Here is an 18,243-nt window from a genome sequence, read left to right as displayed (position 1 = left end):
CATCTTACTGATTTTGTTGCATACGCAGCCAGCGCTCCACCACTTCTAGCAGGTACTGTTCTTCTATCGGTTCCAATGCCCTTCCCTGTGGAATCCTGTGCCATTTCTCAAGGCATCCTCGGCAACAACAAGCCGTGGCATGTTGGGCGATAAACACAGGATGCCCTCTAAATGGGGTCTGTTTTCCATCATTAGCGATGATAGCGGGTGCAATGCGTTGACGAATAAAATCACGCGCATGCGCCAGCACGACATCCACACCCTTGTCCCTTAAATATTGGCTTTCTTTAACCTTGAGCTGAAACCCTCGACGAAAACCTGATCTACCCAAAGCCGCAAACAGCTCTTCCATATCCCGCATGAAATCTTCTTAATTCAAATTTGTTAATTTCACGTCAGGCTATATCGGGTCAAAGCTCAAAGAAGCAGAGTTAATACAGTAACGCAGTCCCGTAGGTGGTGGCCCATCAGGGAATACATGTCCAAGATGGGCATCACACACATTACAGATCACTTCAGTACGTACCATACCCACCGATCTATCAGTCTCTTCACGCACATTTTCAGGGTTAATCGGCTCGAAGTAACTCGGCCAGCCACAGCCTGCATCAAACTTGGTATCAGACTCAAATAACGGCGTACCGCAACAGACACAGGTATAGATACCATGCTCATCATGCTTGTTATAAATGCCGGTACCAGGCCGTTCTGTTGCTGCATGCCGGGTCACTTGATATTGCATCGGCGAGAGCTGCTGCTGCCACTCCTCATCCGTCTTAATCACTTTCGCCATATCGCCTCCAAATATATTTATGATTATGTAACATCTCAAACTATAAAAAGCTGTATGTATATTTAACAACTCATATAGAATTTGGTTGAATAGTTTTTCTATATTTTAATCTTTTTGGAACGACCCGAATGATCATTCAAAGCCATATCGCAGATTTGCCTACACCTACTGGCGTCATGCGTACTTATATCCATCGCCCAGTGGCTGAAGGCCGCTTCCCCGTCATCTTATTTTACTCCGAGATCTTCCAACAAACAGGCCCTATCGAACGCGCTGCGAGATTCATGGCAGGCCAAGGTTATGCAGTTCTTGTACCAGAGGTTTTCCATGAGCTCAACCCTATCGGCACTATTCTCGGATACGACGATGCAGGCCGCATCAAAGGCAATGCAGATAAGGCAGCAAAAGCAGTAGAAAGTTACGACACCGATAACGAAGCGATGATCGAATACGTCAAAAAACAGCCGTGGAGCAGTAACCAGATCGGCGCGATGGGCTTCTGTATCGGTGGGCATCTGGCCTTCCGTGCCGCATTACAACCACAAGTAAAAGCGACAGCCTGTTTCTACGCAACAGATTTACACCTCGACACTATGCCAAGCCAACCGGGTCAGCACAGCATGAGTCGATTAAATGACATTACTGGCGAATTATTGATGATCTGGGGCAAGCAAGATAACCACATCCCCACCAGCGGGCGGGTCGAGGTTTATCAAAAACTCACGGAACAAGGTCTGAATTTCACATGGCATGAATTCAATGGCCAGCACGCATTCATGCGGGATGAAGGCGAGCGCTACGACCCGCAGCTAGCCATGATAGGTTACCAACTCTCGCTTGACCTGTTTGGCAGGACATTGCACACCGCCTAATTCTCAACACCATCGCATGTTAATAGCTGACTTTCAAAATCAAAACTATTAGACTGATATATATGGAATAATTTAAATATGGCACATTATTTGCTGTAGGATCGCTATACCTTAAAAGTTTTAGCGATTTACATTGATCGTTACTATATTGATTAAGCAGCTTGATCAAACCAGACTTGATTAGAACCAGATAATTAAAAATTGCGAAAGTTTAATGTGTTAAAGAAAAAAAGACGCATCATTCTGGACTGTATGTGGCCCATGCTACTGGCGTCCACAGTATCAGCAGCCGAGCCGCAGGCTACCGAAAAAAGGGAAATACCGGCTTCATTACAGGCTGCATCAGATGCAGCCCACGCAGCCGTTGAAGCAGCGAATGCCGCAGCTGTTGCCGCTACTGCTGCAGCCAATGCTGCGACGGCAGCAGCCAATGCGGCTAGCGCTGCGGTGCAAGCAACGGCGCAGAGCATTCAGCAGTTGCCTGCACCGCAGCTTATTTTCGATCAGGTTCCGCCTAATACCAATGCGGCTGCGCCTGCAACAAACACAGCAGCAACGCCTGCAGTAGCGCCACTAATTACAAAATTACCTGATGAGCAACAAGCGCAGGCTAAACCACCAAAACTTGCACCACTTGGTCTGCAACCTAATGATCTGACAATTCAACCGCAAACAGAATCTGCAAATGACGTGAAAGATCTTAGCCTGTCCAGACTATTTGGCATCAGCATGATTCCCGTTGCGGTCACCAATGAAGTACATAATGAATATCTGGATGATTACGGCCAAAAAGATGGTGAACTGCCTGCCAGCTTTGTTGATCGCGTCGATATTTCATCGGCTACAAGTAGCGCCGTTGAATTCAGTCGCGATGTACACATTGCAGATGAACGCGTAAACCAAGCAAACTCACAGTCAAGACAAGCGTTCGGTTTACTATTGCCGAATCTTTCTGTGCGTTACGGCCGTGGCCGCGAGATATCATCCCCATCATCAGTGGTCGACCCTGATACCGGGCAGGCCGTGGATAAATCCATCCATGTCCGTACAGACAAATCGATCACCCTACGCCAGCCTATTATGGATTTGCCAACTACATTCGACTGGTTGCGCCGCAAAGCTGTTGTAAATTCGCGTGAAGAAAGCCGTCGCGGCAGTCAGGCAGATGCATGGCTCTCAACAGTGACCGCTTACCTTGGTTTAACCTCCAGCCGCTTGATCGCCGACTTGTCAGTAGGTTATGAAAAGCAGCTGGATAAACTTTTTGAGTATGTAGATAAACGCGCCAGTGCTGGTGCCTCCAGTGGTTCAGATCGTGAACGCGTACGCGCACGCAGCCTTTCCGCACGCTCTACTCGTACACAGCAAGAGTCTGCGCACTCTGCAGCCAGCGTGGAATTCTTGCGCCTCACCAATATCGCGCCTAAAGAAATCAAACTGCCAGATCGTTCAGACATGGGCGCAATCCCCAATACGGTCGCTCAAGCGGTCAAGATCGCCATGGCAAATAGCCCCGATGTCGCTTCATTACGTGCCGAGATGAAGGCTGCACAGATCGACCAAAACGTAGCACGCACTAAATTCGCACCACGTTTCGATATCGAGGTTTCTAAAATTGAAACCAATAATGCGGGTGGCCCAGTAGGCTCGCAGGATGACACACGCATGATGTTCGTCATGAACTGGAACCTGTTGAATGGCGGGAGTGATTACCACCTGACCAATGAAAAACGTGCACGTCTTGATGAAGTGCGTTATCGCCTGGATGATTTGCAAAGACGTATCACACAATCGATGGTGTCTCAGTATGCAACGCTGGAAGCCACACGTGAGCAATTGGTTTCCGGCTATAAGGAATTGAATGCCATTTCATCTGCCGCCAGCTCGATGTCTGAAAAGATGTTAGCGGGTAACCAATCGTTGCTGGATTTACTGGATGTATATGATCGCCAGTACCAAGCCCGTGTAAGGTTAGTTACCCTGCATACACAAGAGATAGATTCACTATCACAAATCAGCAGGCTATTAGGTCAGGCAAAACCATTGAGCGCCTCAGAATTAGCTGCTGAATCGATAGCCGCAAAGGATGTACCTATTCCCGAAGGTGAACCTTTAGCTGTACAAGCGACTGCGCCAGCACAAACCACTACCCCAGTAGCAAAAGAACCTGAAGTAAAAGAGGAAGATCCCGTGGTCATCACTCCATTGGCACCGCCAGTGGAAAATGCGACTGTGCCACTGGTGAAGCAATAAATGAGGAAAAATCATGAAGGTTGATGGCGGCGGCGGAGATGATGGAGCCGATGTTTTCTGGCCGGGTTATGTAGACGCGGTCACTAACCTTGTGCTGAACCTGCTATTTGTCGTGGTGATCATGACAGTAGCGGTGTTTATTTTTGCGATGGAACTAGGCAAGCGGCATGAAACAACGCCCACCCCAGTGACTGAGACGACACAAAAAGACACCACTGAGACAACTAAAACCAGCGCGCAACAACAAGACCCTAGTGAGCTAGAGAAGCAAATTGAAGCCCTCAAGCAACAAGTCGCCAATCTAAAAATCAAAGAACAAGAGACACAAAGTCTTAAAGATGAACTAGCGGCATTGCAACAAGACAAATCCCCTGGGAAAAGTGGCCCGCATAAAGTCGTAAAAGCCACTGTAAGCTCGCAGGAACCAACCTCGACACTTGAGAAAGTCACCGGTGGTCTAGTCGTCGATTTTGTTGACGATGCTGTGACACTTTCTGAACCAGAAGCGGCGCAATTACGCGGCCCACTTGCCAGCATTATCAGCAGTGGCGGTGCAAAACTTGAGGTAACGGTGCCAACAGGCTTTACTGAAGCGCGCCGCTTGGGTTTCTACCGGGCAATGGCGGTACGTAACTTGCTCATAGAAATGAAGATGCCATCAGATCGCATCGAAGTGTTAGTGAAAGAGGGTAAACCCACGGCTGATAGCTCGCTGGTATTGGTGAATCCCGCCGGTACACCCTAATGGCTGGATTTAAGCAATGGCTGCAACAGCAACGGACTGAGATGACGCCGCAGCGTGCGTTTGTGCTGATCACCGCTTCAGGCGTGCTGATATTGTTGATCTGGTCATCGCTGGCGAAAGTGGATGTCATCGTAAGAACCGTAGGGCGTGTAGTGCCCGCAGGAAAATCGCAGATCGTGCAGCATTTAGAAGGCGGAATTGTCCGGACGATATTGGTTCAAGAGGGCGAAATTGTTAAGGCTAGCCAACCATTGATGGAACTGTCAGACATTAAAGCACGCTCAGACTTGGGGCAAGAGCGCACCAAGCGTGATGCGCTGCGCGGTCGTGAAGCGCGCTTACTGGCTGAGTCACGCGGACAAAGCACGATTGACTTTCCATCCGATCTTACCGATCAGGATGTTCGCCAAGCGGAGTCTGCGGCATTACAAGCCCGGCTTTCGCGTGTGAATGAAGAGTCACGCGTGCTGCGCGACCAAAGCGCACAAAAACGCGGTGAGATTGCTGAAATCGAAACACGGCAGCGCAACTTGGCAACTGAGCTTGAGTTGGCACGGCAACAGTTCCGCCTGATAGAGGGCCTGAATAAGAATGGGGCTGCGTCAAGAATGGAATTGCTGGATACGGCTAGTCGCTTAGAGCGCATGGAGTCACAGCTTAAAGAAGCGGATGCTGCATTGCCACGATTAAGGGCAGCTCTCGCCGAAACGGAATCGAAAGTCAGTGAATTATGGGCACGTTTTCGCTCAGATGCGTCTTCGGATATGACGATGGTGAGAGCAGAACTGCAAAAATCCAGCATGGAATTCAAGACCAATGAAGATCGGCTGGATCGCAATATCGTACGTGCACCTGTAGGCGGTTTCGTGAATAGGCTCATGGTATCGACCGTTGGCGGCGTAGTAAGGCCGGGTGAACCTTTAATGGAGATCACACCTGAAGATCAACGCATTGTCGTGGAAACTCGTGCACGACCAGATGATCGCGCCAATCTACGCAGCGGGCTACCAGCAAGAATACGCGTTGGCGCCTTTGATTACGCAACTTACGGCGCGCTACCAGGCCATGTGACAGAAGTAAGTGCTGACACATTAATGGATGAACATGAAGGACGCTATTACAGAGTGAGAGTTGATGCAGGCAGTATCAAAGACATCAAGCTAGGGAAGAGTGCAGGGCCGATTTCACCAGGCATGTCGGTGACAGCCGATATTGTCGTAGGCAAGCGCACTGTGCTTTCCTATCTTATTTCACCCATGCTGCGTTTTAGTGACAGGGTCTTTAAGGACCCACGTTAAATTTATGAAAAGATTATTTGTTAAAGGTAAGCGTCCATGCTGAAGCGTTTAAGAATCTACTATCTATACACATCGCTGCCGTTCATTCTGCTGCTGATAGGTGCGGCAATCTACCATAAGCAGATTGCCAATACGCTAGCGGAGAACCCTCACCCCCAGATCAACTACGCGATCTTCGTCATCACGATCATGGGCGGGTTACTTATCCTCGCCAACGTACGGCGTTTGATGCAAGAAGGTGCCAAACTTGATGAATTTACGACAGCAGTACGCGAAGGAGATGATGCAGAACGTTTGCAAGCACGCGCTATCGATTATGACGTAGACACTGCTTATGTCATGCGCATGATGGCTGCTTCAACAAACCGTAATATCAGCCATCAAGAACAGATTGCGCTAGAGAATGAATTAAATAATGCAGCCTCACGCCTCAATAACCGTAATGCACTGCCGCAATTCTTGACCAGCCTATTGGTCGGGATGGGCCTGCTAGGTACGTTTATCGGCCTATTGGCCACGTTGGATGACATTGCCTCTCTGATTTCCAGTTTCTCTACAGTGAATGTGGGTGTAGATAACCCAATCGACGTATTCCGCGATATGGTCGCTCGCATGAAGGCACCGATGCGCTCTATGGGTATCGCTTTCTCTGCCTCTATGTACGGTTTGATGGGTTCTATCATTCTCGGTTTCATGATGGTTTCCGTGCGCCGCTGTTCACAAGAAGTCATGTCACTACTTGGCTCGGAAGTTGCTCAGCATATTGAGCATGCGCTAGCGCAACAAGAAGGTTTCGCCTACAGCAAGACAGCACTTCAATCCGGTGCAGTGGGTGGAGAAGGCGGCACAGATGGCGTTGGTGGTAGTGCTGGCCGATTAATCGAGATGGATCCGGCTGAAGCTAAATTCCGCCGTGAGATCGCAACAGAAGAAGTACGTGTATTACGCCGTATTGAAGAACGCCTAAGCGAATCTTCACGCTTGCAAGACCGTGCACTACAAGCTGAGCTAGATAATTTTGGTAAACAACGTAACGAAATGATGCGCGCGATGGCCGACCATAATGAATCAGTTTCGCAGTTCCGTGGTGAATTGCAACGTGTGGGTCGTCAGCTTGGTACCATTTTGGGTCTGATGGAGCGCGGCAATGCAGACATGTTGACGCAGTTGAATGAACACTTTACCGAACTGATTCAGACTACTGCACGTCAGGGTAATGACTTATCGAAAATGAGTGATATGTTGACGCGAATGACAGATGACTCGATTGAGCTACGCACAGCGATTACAGAGATGATGGCGCGCTTCTCCCCTTCAGAGCAACGCGCTGTGATGGAAAGTTTGCTTCAGGAATTAAGAAAGTAACCGTTAATGTTGAGTAGGGTTAAACTATTTTCATAGCAGCACGTCAATGCATAGGGCCACTGAACTTTCAGTAGCCCAGTTTGCTTGAACCAAGGAGTACAGAATCATGGCAATAACACAAAAAGCAGTGACCGAAAATCGACAAGTTCCTATCGAAAAGAACAATGTCGTCAATAAGGTCATACGCGTTAATCCTGATTCTGATGGCATCGTTCACCTAAAAGAGAGCCACGGTGCGCTCAAGTCTGTTGATGTTGCTGACGTTGATCTGGTACTTGGTTTTGCTGACGGCACGTATATCATCATCCCTAATGGTGCCTTAGACGCGATTGCGGGCACATCTGAGAAGGTCTTGTTCGCTGACGACAAGACAGAAAGTCTTGCTGACCTATTCAAACAGGTTGGCCATGTGGATGCGGCTGATGGCGGCAGTCTGCGCATCATCAGTGAGAACATCGATACCAAGCTGCGCGCCTCAGGCGAATCAGATAGTGATGCCGATATCACCTCCATGATGCTGGCGCTGAATCAGTCTGCACCATCAAGCGCACCTGCCTCTCCGCTGCCTAAAGCTTCAACCATGAGCGCTTCTTCATCGATTGGCCGCAGCGGTGGTTCAGGGCGATATGACACTGAAAACCTTGATTCTATCGTTCCTCCCAGAGTCGACCAACCTACCCAATACCGCGTAGGCGTTAAAATTCCAGAAATTCAACCACCTGGAGACATCACGATCGGTGTGCCAGATATTCAGGCTCAGTTGTTCGTTTCTAGCGAATTCAAGGTTGACCCGTCATTCCGGACAGATCTACCAGTAGGTGCCTCTGACTCTACATCTGAAGCTCAGGCTACTCGTGAACAAATCAATGTTACCAATACCAGTGGCAGCACGATCGCCCTTAATACAGATTTCGCCAGTGCGACACAATGGAGCAAAACACTTCATTTATCTATTGCTGGTTATGACACACTAAATACAGTCACAATTGGCGTGGCTGATGGCAGCGGCCCATTAGCTCCAGGATTCTCACTTACAGATATAAGTGGTGCCAGCAATACTGTTTCGTTCATCAACGGCCAATGGGAAGTTAACACTTCAGCATTTACTCTACAGTCTGACGGTACTTACACGATTGATTTAAATGTTTTATATAATCTGACACCAGATAGCGTAACATCTGGATTTAATGCAAGTTTTCAATTATTGACTCAGGTGGATGGTCAGTCCGGCCAATTCAATTTTCCATCCAATAGTACCTTATTTTTTAGTTATATTGACCCTGCTACAAGTGCTGATTATTTAGGTGTTACGTCAGGCGGAAAACCGATATTCATCTTGCCAGCAAGAGGTGTTGGATACGATATCAATGGAAATATCGGTGATGACAATATCAGCGCTGGTGCAGGTCGCGACTCTGTCAGCGGCGGTGATGGCAACGACACAATCAATGGTAATGCAGGTAACGACACACTGCTGGGTGGCAGTGGTACCGATTCATTGAGTGGCAATGAAGGCAACGACAGCCTAGATGGTGGTAGCGGTATCGATACGCTCATGGGTGGTGACGGCAATGACACACTGGTGGGGGACGCTGATGCAGATGTGCTGAATGGTGGCGCTGGCACAGATACCGCATCTTATCGTAACTCAGCATCGGGGCTGACTGTTTCGATGACTACACCAACTGACGGTACTGGCGATGCTTTAGGCGATTCGTTTACCGGTATCGAGAATCTGGAAGGCTCAGCCTTTGCAGATAAGTTGATTGGCAATGAATTAAATAACCAGATATTTGGCCTCGTTGGCGATGATACATTAGAGGGCATGGGTGGATCCGACACATTAGATGGCGGCACTGGCACCAACACCTTAAGTTTTGAGCACTCTGCTGCCGGGGTAACAGCCACGTTTACAACAGGGCTTACCACTGCATTGGGTGCTGCTATCGTCAATACTGGCGATGCAACGGGCGACACCTATATCAATCTGCAAAACATCATCGGCTCAAATCAGGCGGATTACCTGATTGGGAATGCAAGTGCTACCTCTTTAGAAGGCTTAGGTGGTAATGACACTCTAGAAGGTATTGGAGGTAACGATACATTGGACGGCGGAGCCGATATTGATACCGCAAGCTACCTTCACGCCTCAAGTGCAGTAAACGCTAGCCTATCATCTGGCATTGGCGCGATTACGAATGGCAACGGCTCTGACACACTTATTGATATTGAGAACCTCCAAGGTACTGCTTATAACGACACATTAACTGGCAACAATGATGCCAATGCATTATCAGGCGAAATTGGGAATGATTTTCTTACCGGCCTTGATGGCAACGATACGCTTATTGGTGGAACAGGCAACGATACGCTCATTGGTGGCGTAGGCGCAGACTCCCTCGATGGTGGTGATGGCACTGCTGATATGGCATCGTATCGCACTGCATTAGAAACTGTCTCAGGGAACGGCATAGGGGTCATCGCCAGCCTGATTAACGTTACAGGTGTGACAGCTACAAACGATGCTGCAGGTGACACCTACACAGACATCGAGATACTTGAAGGCTCCAACTACGACGACCAGCTCATTGGCAACAACTCAGCCAATCAATTACTTGGCGGCGATGGTAACGACACATTAGAAGGCTTAAATGGTGCTGATACATTAAATGGTGGCGCTGGCACCAATACCGCAAGTTATGAACATGCTGGTACTGCCGTGCTCGCCTCACTCACCACCTCCGGCTCTATCATACTCAGTGGTGCAGCTGCGGTAGGCGATACTTATATCAACATTCAGAATCTCACCGGCTCAATCAATAATGACACCTTGATCGGTGACTCCAGCAACAACGTCCTGACTGGTGGTGATGGTAACGATACTCTGGAAGGCATGGGCGGTAGTAACGACTCTATTATCGGCGGCATCGGCATCGATACCGCAAGTTATGAGCACGCAAATGCAGCCGTCACGGCAAGCTTGACAGTGCTTGCTGGTGTGACGAACGCTGGCGACGCTAATGGCGATACCTACAGCGACATAGAAAACCTCTTAGGTTCCAGTTATGCCGATCTTTTAATCGGAGACGCTGGCAATAATTCAATCACCGGTGGTGCAGGCAATGACACGCTAGAAGGGCTGGTAGGTGCTGACACGCTAGACGGTGGCTTAGCCGCAGGCAGCGACACAGCCAGTTATGCACATGCTACTACTGGCGTAGTGGCTTCACTCAGCACAAGTATCGGTGTCACCAATACCAATGATGCCGCAGGTGATATATACATCAATATCGACAATCTGTTGGGCTCTGATCTTGATGATAATCTGATCGGTGATGCGAATGCCAATCTGCTCAACGGTGGTGACGGCAACGATACACTGGAAGGGCTGGCTGGCAACGACACGCTCAACGGCAGCGATGGCAGCGATACCGCTAGCTACATACATGCCAGCGGTGCTGTTGTAGCAACGCTTACTACCGGGCTTTCCGGTGTCACGGTATCAGGCGATGCTAATGGCGATACCTATATCAGCATTGAAAACCTAGAAGGCTCTAATTTAAACGACCTTCTGATCGGTGATGTCAATGCCAACAGCATCAGCGGGGCAGGTGGTGACGATACATTGGAAGGGCTGGCTGGCGCCGATTCATTAGACGGCGGTACGGGGTCTAACACTGCAAGTTACGCCCATGCGTCTGCAGGGGTTGCCGCTTCGCTGACTGCGAGCCTGATCTCATCTACAGGTGATGCGGCAGGCGATTCCTATACCAACATCCAAAATCTGCTTGGGTCAGCCTATAACGATCAACTGATCGGCGATGGAGGCGATAACTCGATCAACGGGGGCACAGGCAATGACACATTAGAAGGTATGGCAGGCGCAGATACACTAGACGGCGGCACCACCGCTAGCAATGACACCGCAAGCTACGCCCATGCGGTAGACCTGGGTGGTGGTATCGGCGTCGTTGCCAGTATGACGACAGGCCTATCAGGCGTCACCACAACAGGAGATGCTGCGGGTGATACTTACATCAGTATCGAAACACTAGAAGGCTCAGCTTTTAAAGACTATCTAATCGGAACTTCCACCGCCAATACGCTATTAGGTGGTGCTGGGGACGACACACTGGAAGGCCTTGGTGGCGCAGATGCCTTGAATGGCGGCGACGGAACCGACACGGCCACCTACATCCATGCAACAGGCCCGGTGACAGCTTCATTGACCACCGGATTAGTAACGGCCACTGGTGATGCTATCGGGGATACCTACACCAGCATTGAGAATCTGTATGGCTCTACTCTCGCTGACAACCTAATTGGTAACGCTAGCGCCAACACCCTGAGTGGCGATGCAAATAACGATATTTTAGAAGGTATGGGTGGTGCTGATGTGCTTGACGGTGGTGCAGGTAATGACACCGCCACGTATACACACTCAACCGCCGCTGTTATCGCAAGCATGACGTCGACCTTCAGTGCTGGCCCCACTGTTATTACGAGCGGAGATGCCGCTGGCGATACCTACATCAGCATCGAAACGTTGGAAGGCTCCACCTATAACGACAATCTTATTGGAGATGGCACTGCCAATTATTTAAGTGGTAGTGGTGGCAACGATACGCTTGAAGGCATGGACGGTGCAGATACATTAGATGGCGGTGCAGGTAACGATACTGCGACATACATCCACGCTGCTGATTTAGGTGGCGGAGTCGGTGTGGTAGCCAATATGACTACAACGGCATTTGCTGTCGGCCCAGTAGTGACGACTACGGGAGATGCCGCTGGTGACGTTTATACCAGCATCGAAACCCTTGAGGGCTCAACATTCAACGACTACCTAATTGGTAATAGCAGCGCAAATTACCTTTCCGGCAATACTGGCAACGACACACTGGAAGGTCTAGCTGGCAATGACACGCTCAATGGTGGCGATGGTAACGATACCGCCACTTATATCCATGCCTCATCAGCCATCGTAGCTTCATTGACGACTGGCCTTGTTGCCGCTACTGGTGACGCACAAGGGGATACCTATATAGGCATAGAAAACCTTACCGGGTCAAATTATGCCGACCAGCTCGTTGGGGATAGCAACAACAATATTTTGAGCGGTGGTGACAGCAATGACACCCTCGAAGGCTTGGGCGGTGCTGACTCGTTAGATGGTGGCAACGGCAACAACACGGCAAGCTATGAGCATGCAGGCGCGCCCGTTGTGGCAACACTGACTACTGGATTATCAGATATCACCACTGCGGGAGATGCAGTTGGAGACGTTTACACGAATATACAGAACCTGCTAGGCTCAGTATATGATGACCGACTAATCGGTGATGGTAACGCCAACATTATTACTGGTGGTGATGGCAACGATACTCTAGAGGGCATGGATGGTGCGGACGTACTGAACGGCGGCATCGGCAGTGATACGGCGAGTTACGCCCATGCCACAGGCGTCACAGCGGGTAGCACAGGCATCATCGCTGAATTATCCGATGTATCGGGTATAACATCGACAGGGGATGCGGTTGGAGATACCTATAACAGCATTGAAAACCTGAGCGGGTCGATAGGTCATGACGCATTGTACGGTGACAATAATGCCAATATCTTAAGCGGTGGCGATGGCGACGACACCTTGGAAGGCCTTAACGGCTCTGATGTATTTAACGGCGACAATGGTACAGATACTGTTACCTACATCCACTCTACAGTAGGTGTAGTGGCCAGCATGACCACGGGCTTGGTTACGACCACCGGACACGCTGGTGGAGATACCTATAACAGTATCGAAATACTTGAAGGCTCGAATTATGCCGACCAACTGATTGGTGATGGGAATGCCAATATCTTAAACGGCGGCGCGGATAATGACACGCTTGAAGGTATGGATGGTGCAGATACACTCAATGGTGGGGCTGGCAATAACATGGCCAGCTATGAACACGCATCGACCGGTGTAGTAGCCGTACTAGATGCTGCGGCTGCGCTTAGCGTAACAGGTGCGACAGTGACAGCAACTGGCCATGCAGCCGGAGATGTATATACAGACATCCAGAACCTGCGCGGCACAGCTCTCGCAGATAGATTGCTTGGTGACAGCAATGCCAACACTATCTATGGTGGCGCAAGTGGCGACACTCTGGAAGGGTTAGACGGTAACGACGTCTTGTATGGCGAAGCAGGTGACGATACCCTGATTGGCGGCGCTGGTGCAGATGCGCTTGATGGTAGCACAGGCACCGATATCGCCTCTTACCGCTACGCAACCACAGGGGTCACAGCCTCTCTGATCACACCAGCCAGCAATACCGATGAAGCTATCGGCGATACCTACGTCAATGTAGAAGGCCTAGAAGGCTCTGCTTTTGCGGATAACCTCACAGGTGACGATAATGCCAACATCCTCATCGGTGCTGTAGGCAACGACACACTGACAGGCGGCGTTGGTAATGACACCTTGTACGGTGATGCTGGCATTGACACTGCAAATTTCGCTGGTTTAGCTGCTGTGACTGTTGTGCTGGATGCAACAGGTAACGGGACTGCAACAAGCGCCAGTGGCAATGACACATTATTCAGCATCGAGAACCTGATTGGCACAAGCCTCAATGACGCATTTACGATGGGTGTGTTACCCGCAGCAGGTACGGGCGGCGTGATTGATGGCGGTAATGGTACGGATACTGTTATCTACAATGTTGGTACGACACAGGTAGTAGCTAACCTTACAACAGGCGTAGTCAATGGCCAGACCGTTCTCAGCAATATAGAAAACCTCACTGGCGCGAGTGGTAACGACAGCCTAACCGGCACAACTACTGCAAATGCACTGGTTGGCAATGATGGTGACGATACCTTAATTGGCGCTGGCGGCAATGACACGTTAACTGGCGGCAACGGGGTTGATACAGCAAGTTTCGTTGGATTAGGTGCGCTTACTGTCGTTTTAAATGCCAGCGGAACCGGTACAGCTACCGTAACAGGTACGGGCAGTGGAACTTCGACGCTTACGACCATTGAGAACATCATTGGCACTGGCGGTAATGATTCCATCACTTTAGCCGTGTTACCTACAGCAACGACCGGTGGCATCGTTGATGGTGCTGCTGGCACAGATACGCTGATCTACACAGTAGGCACAACGGCGGTAGTCGCTGACTTGGGTACGGGCATCGTGAACGGAGTTGCTGGACGCGCGCTCAATATTGAGAACCTGACCACAGCAAACGGTAACGACAGCATTACAGGTAGTACTGTCGCCAATATCCTGATCGCTAACGATGGTGATGACACCGTTGATGGCGGTGATGGTAACGACACCATTGATGCAGGTAATGGCAATGACTCCGTACTGGGCGGCAATGGAACGGACTCCATCACGGCCGGTGCAGGCAATGATTATGTCGATGGTGGTGTCGCGAATGATACGATCATTGGTGGTACTGGACTAGACACATTATATGGCGGCGACGGTGCAGACCTGATTTACGGCGGGAATGACACACTTGGCACGGATTCAGGATTCAATAGCATCTATGGTGGCGATGGCAACGATACTATCTATGGTGGTAACAATGGCAATCTCATCTACGGTGATAATCTGGATGGCACAGGCACTGGTAATGACAGTATCATCGGCGGCTCTGCGATTGATACCATCTATGGTGGTTTGGGTAATGACTGGCTAGAAGGTGGCAGCGGCACTATCGCCGATACTCTCTATGGGGGCGATGGTGACGATACACTGACTGGCGGCGCAGGCGCAGATTCTATAGAAGGCGGCTCTGATAATGATACGGCACGCTATACCTCAGCAGTGTACGTCCAACTCACAGGCACAGGCATCATGGCAGCCCTTGGCAGCTATGATGTCACCACCGGCGGTGAATCTACAATAGCTGGCAGCATCGCCTATACTGGTGATGCTGTGGGCGATACGCTAACCAACATCGAAAATCTGCTCGTTACTGCGGGTAACAGCTTCTTGATAGGTGATGCTGGTGCCAATATCCTAACCGGTGGTACTGGTAATGACACTTTAGAAGGCATGGCCGGTAACGACGCCTTAAATGGTGGTACTGGCACTAATACAGTCACATATATTCACTCTTCTACAGCGGTCAACGCCAGTTTGGCTACGGGCTCCGCAACTGTCACTGGCGGTAATTCTGCTGGTGTAGATACGTTGACTAATATAAACCACTTAATAGGTACTTATTACAATGATGGCCTCACCGGTGATGGCAATGCGAACATTCTGCGTGGTGGTGCTGGGGACGACACGCTAACGGGTAATAACGGTGCCGACTCCCTTTATGGCGGCATCGGTAACGACACAGTATACGGTGGTGCAGATATAACAGGAACAGGTGATGGCAATGACCTGATCTATGGCGGTCAAGGTGCCGACTTAATGTATGGAGGCGCTGGCAACGATATAATCTATGGAGATGACAGCGCTACCGGGGGTACGGGTACAGGGAACGACACAATATACGGTGGCGCAGGTACCGACTCAATTTTAGGCGGAGATGGTAATGACTCCATCATTGGCGATGCCGGTAACGACACATTAGATGGCGGAAATGGCGCTGACTGGATAGATGCTAGGGGTGGTAAGGATTCCGTGACCGGTGGTGCGGGCAATGACACCATCTACGGCTCAGTAGATGCATCAGGCGGGCCGAACTTCAATGAACGTTTCACCAGCGTGAATGCTGGTGCGGACAACGACACGCTAGTTTTGAGTGGTTTTGTCGGTGGGCAGGTATATAGCCTTTCGACCCTGACAGGGATAGTAACGCAAGTCGAAAATATCAATATCAAAGATGATGGTATACAGACTGACTTCCACGTTGACTCAGCGAGTATTCTGTCTATCTCAAACAGCACGGCGGGTACTCTAGCAAATCCGGCTTTGAGTATTTTGGGCGCAGCAAGTAATGATACGTTCTCGATTGACTTAACATCAGGCCAATATGTCAGAGATAGTTCTAATGCCTTGGTTTCCGTATCTAACCTAGGTGGAGCCGCAAATGAAACTTACACGATCTACAATAGCAGCAATACCGCTTTAGCAACGGTGCATTGGCAAGCAAGTTAATGGCTTCTGTAACACCTGTAGCAAAAAGAGATAAGTTAACCCCTCGAGACCTTAGCGAGGGGTTTTCTACCTTGTGGCCACTACTCAAAACGCAATGGGTTGAGATTGGGATTGGCAGCCTGATGATTAACTCAGGTCAGTTGCTATTACCGTTATTCTCAATGCTCATTTACGACAAAATAGTCAGCAATGGCATATTTGAGACCTTATGGGCTTTAGTGATTGGCATGTTGATATTTATATCACTAGATGCAGGCATGAGGATTACACGTAACTGGGCAGTTGAGAAATTAGCTGCCAATATGTCACGAAAAACGGATGAAGGTCTCTGGCATAAACTGCTGGGAGACCGTGATATCCCTACTGGCGGCGTCGCAACCTTTCTTTCCCACTATCGGGACCTCACCAGCTCTCTTAGCTTCGTTTCTTCAACCTATCTACTCGCTATCGCAGATTTACCGTTTTACTTGCTCTATTTATTGGCAATTGGCCTTATTGCATGGCCATTAGTGATTCTGGTCGTTGTGCTCACGATTATTTACACCATCATCGGCTTTGTTTTGCAAAATCACACTTTACGTTTGAGCCGTGAAGCTGAACGCAAAGGTACAGAGCGCATGGCATTCATTGGCGAGATCATGCAAGGGATCGAAGTCGTGCGGACAGTACCTTCAGTTTCAAGATTATTAACTGGATGGCGCACTCAATCAGATCATGTCAGCGAGCTTGAGGCCGATCGCCGACTGGCATCAGGACACAGCAATACTTTATCTGCATCCATGTCCACTTTCACTACGGTATGCGTATTAGCAGCGGGCGCATACTTGATCGAGGCGCGCATGCTATCCGTTGGCGGTTTGATCGCATGCTCGTTACTCTCCGCGCGTGCGATGATGTTAGTAACCTCACTGTATCTAGTACTGGGAAAATGGGAAGACTTTTCGCGTTCCGCAAAACGAATGGATGCATTGTTAGAAGCAGGCAAAAAAGGGCAAGAGAGCGATACAGCAGATACTGCGGCACATGCGTCTTTTACCGTGAATAAGCCGCAAGCAAAAGGCGACATCACCATCCGTCGACTGACAAAGCGCTATCCCGATAGACCAGCATCACTCGATAATGTCACCCTCAACATTGCCGCTGGCGAAAAAGTCGGCTTATTAGGTCATCCGGGGGCTGGTAAAAGTACACTGATTAAAGCGATTGCCGGATTATCTATCCCGGATGATGGTGAGATATTAATCGATGGCTATGCGCTTAGCATGATTCCCCCCGCTGACCGCGCTCAATGGCTAGCTTATAAGCCACAAGACCCAGTTTTATTTGCAGGCACGCTTGAAAGCAACTTGCTACTTTCTGGTGTGAGGGCTGGAACACCGGAGTTTGATAAGGCGCTTTGGGCCTCTGGATTGGATGAAGAACTACGCCAAGGACGCTTGACCTTGACTATGAAAATCGCGGATCGGGGTAGCAATCTTTCTGGCGGCCAACGACAAAAGGTCGCCCTTGCCCGCACCTTCGCACAACCCAGCCGTTTGTTATTGCTGGACGAACCAAGCTTGGGGCTTGATCCTGAAGGCGAAAAACTATTGGCAGAGCGCCTGCTTGAGATCGTTGGCACTGGGAGTTTGATCATGACATCGCACAGCGCCGTCATGCTCAGTATCGTACAGCGTGTCATCGGGCTGGATAACGGTAAGATCGTCGCCGATGGCCCAAAAGATAAACTCTTACGCACTGCTTGATTTCAATTAGGTTCCTCTCTCAAAAAATCGCTTTATGCCTTTCTAGGCCTTCTTCCC

General features: G+C 49.7%; 9 protein-coding genes. 7 read left to right on the top strand and 2 right to left on the bottom strand.

The window, feature by feature from the left end:
• Nucleotides 1-4 precede the first annotated feature (4 nt).
• Nucleotides 5-361 (bottom strand): DUF4186 domain-containing protein, encoded by a 357-nt coding sequence (locus tag A7981_RS00800; protein WP_067262664.1) that lies wholly within the window; start codon nucleotides 359-361, stop codon nucleotides 5-7.
• A 39-nt stretch (nucleotides 362-400) separates the two neighbouring features.
• On the bottom strand, nucleotides 401-793 hold the full coding sequence (msrB, locus tag A7981_RS00795; protein ID WP_067262661.1) for a peptide-methionine (R)-S-oxide reductase MsrB: 393 nt from the start codon (nucleotides 791-793) through the stop codon (nucleotides 401-403).
• A 128-nt stretch (nucleotides 794-921) separates the two neighbouring features.
• Between msrB and A7981_RS00790 the strand changes: the two genes are divergently transcribed.
• The 7 genes from A7981_RS00790 (at nucleotide 922) to A7981_RS00760 (ending at nucleotide 18,186) form a co-directional block, all read left to right on the top strand.
• Nucleotides 922-1,665, top strand: a complete 744-nt coding sequence (locus A7981_RS00790; RefSeq protein ID WP_067262657.1) for a dienelactone hydrolase family protein — start codon at nucleotides 922-924, stop codon at nucleotides 1,663-1,665.
• A gap of 201 nt (nucleotides 1,666-1,866) precedes the next feature.
• Nucleotides 1,867-3,918 (top strand): TolC family protein, encoded by a 2,052-nt coding sequence (locus A7981_RS00785; RefSeq protein ID WP_165595527.1) that lies wholly within the window; start codon nucleotides 1,867-1,869, stop codon nucleotides 3,916-3,918.
• Nucleotides 3,919-3,931: 13 nt separating this feature from the next.
• Nucleotides 3,932-4,663: a hypothetical protein gene (locus A7981_RS00780; RefSeq protein ID WP_067262650.1), complete on the top strand. Its 732-nt coding sequence runs from the start codon at nucleotides 3,932-3,934 to the stop codon at nucleotides 4,661-4,663.
• Nucleotides 4,663-5,961: an HlyD family type I secretion periplasmic adaptor subunit gene (locus A7981_RS00775; RefSeq protein WP_067262647.1), complete on the top strand. Its 1,299-nt coding sequence runs from the start codon at nucleotides 4,663-4,665 to the stop codon at nucleotides 5,959-5,961. Before A7981_RS00780 ends, A7981_RS00775 begins: the two co-directional genes overlap by 1 nt.
• 36 nt (nucleotides 5,962-5,997) lie before the next feature.
• Nucleotides 5,998-7,326: a MotA/TolQ/ExbB proton channel family protein gene (locus A7981_RS00770; protein WP_067262644.1), complete on the top strand. Its 1,329-nt coding sequence runs from the start codon at nucleotides 5,998-6,000 to the stop codon at nucleotides 7,324-7,326.
• Between the two features lie 106 nt (nucleotides 7,327-7,432).
• Nucleotides 7,433-16,441, top strand: coding sequence for a calcium-binding protein (locus A7981_RS11970; protein ID WP_067262641.1), 9,009 nt, complete (start codon nucleotides 7,433-7,435; stop codon nucleotides 16,439-16,441).
• Nucleotides 16,441-18,186: a peptidase domain-containing ABC transporter gene (locus A7981_RS00760; protein ID WP_067262639.1), complete on the top strand. Its 1,746-nt coding sequence runs from the start codon at nucleotides 16,441-16,443 to the stop codon at nucleotides 18,184-18,186. The genes A7981_RS11970 and A7981_RS00760 overlap by 1 nt, the downstream gene beginning before the upstream one ends.
• Nucleotides 18,187-18,243 lie beyond the last annotated feature (57 nt).

Source organism: Methylovorus sp. MM2, assembly GCF_001648895.1.
Lineage (GTDB): Bacteria > Pseudomonadota > Gammaproteobacteria > Burkholderiales > Methylophilaceae > MM1.
Note: the sequence above shows the minus strand (reverse complement) of the source record. Positions and strands in the feature narration are given on the sequence as shown.

Bases quoted from the DNA above. Each gene is read 5' to 3' on its own strand.
- A7981_RS00800 (WP_067262664.1), bottom strand. From the start codon at position 361: ATGCGGGATATGGAAGAGCTGTTTGCGGCTTTGGGTAGATCAGGTTTT.
- msrB (WP_067262661.1), bottom strand. From the start codon at position 793: ATGGCGAAAGTGATTAAGACGGATGAGGAGTGGCAGCAGCAGCTCTCG.
- A7981_RS00790 (WP_067262657.1), top strand. From the start codon at position 922: ATGATCATTCAAAGCCATATCGCAGATTTGCCTACACCTACTGGCGTC.
- A7981_RS00780 (WP_067262650.1), top strand. From the start codon at position 3,932: ATGAAGGTTGATGGCGGCGGCGGAGATGATGGAGCCGATGTTTTCTGG.
- A7981_RS00775 (WP_067262647.1), top strand. From the start codon at position 4,663: ATGGCTGGATTTAAGCAATGGCTGCAACAGCAACGGACTGAGATGACG.
- A7981_RS00770 (WP_067262644.1), top strand. From the start codon at position 5,998: ATGCTGAAGCGTTTAAGAATCTACTATCTATACACATCGCTGCCGTTC.
- A7981_RS11970 (WP_067262641.1), top strand. From the start codon at position 7,433: ATGGCAATAACACAAAAAGCAGTGACCGAAAATCGACAAGTTCCTATC.
- A7981_RS00760 (WP_067262639.1), top strand. From the start codon at position 16,441: ATGGCTTCTGTAACACCTGTAGCAAAAAGAGATAAGTTAACCCCTCGA.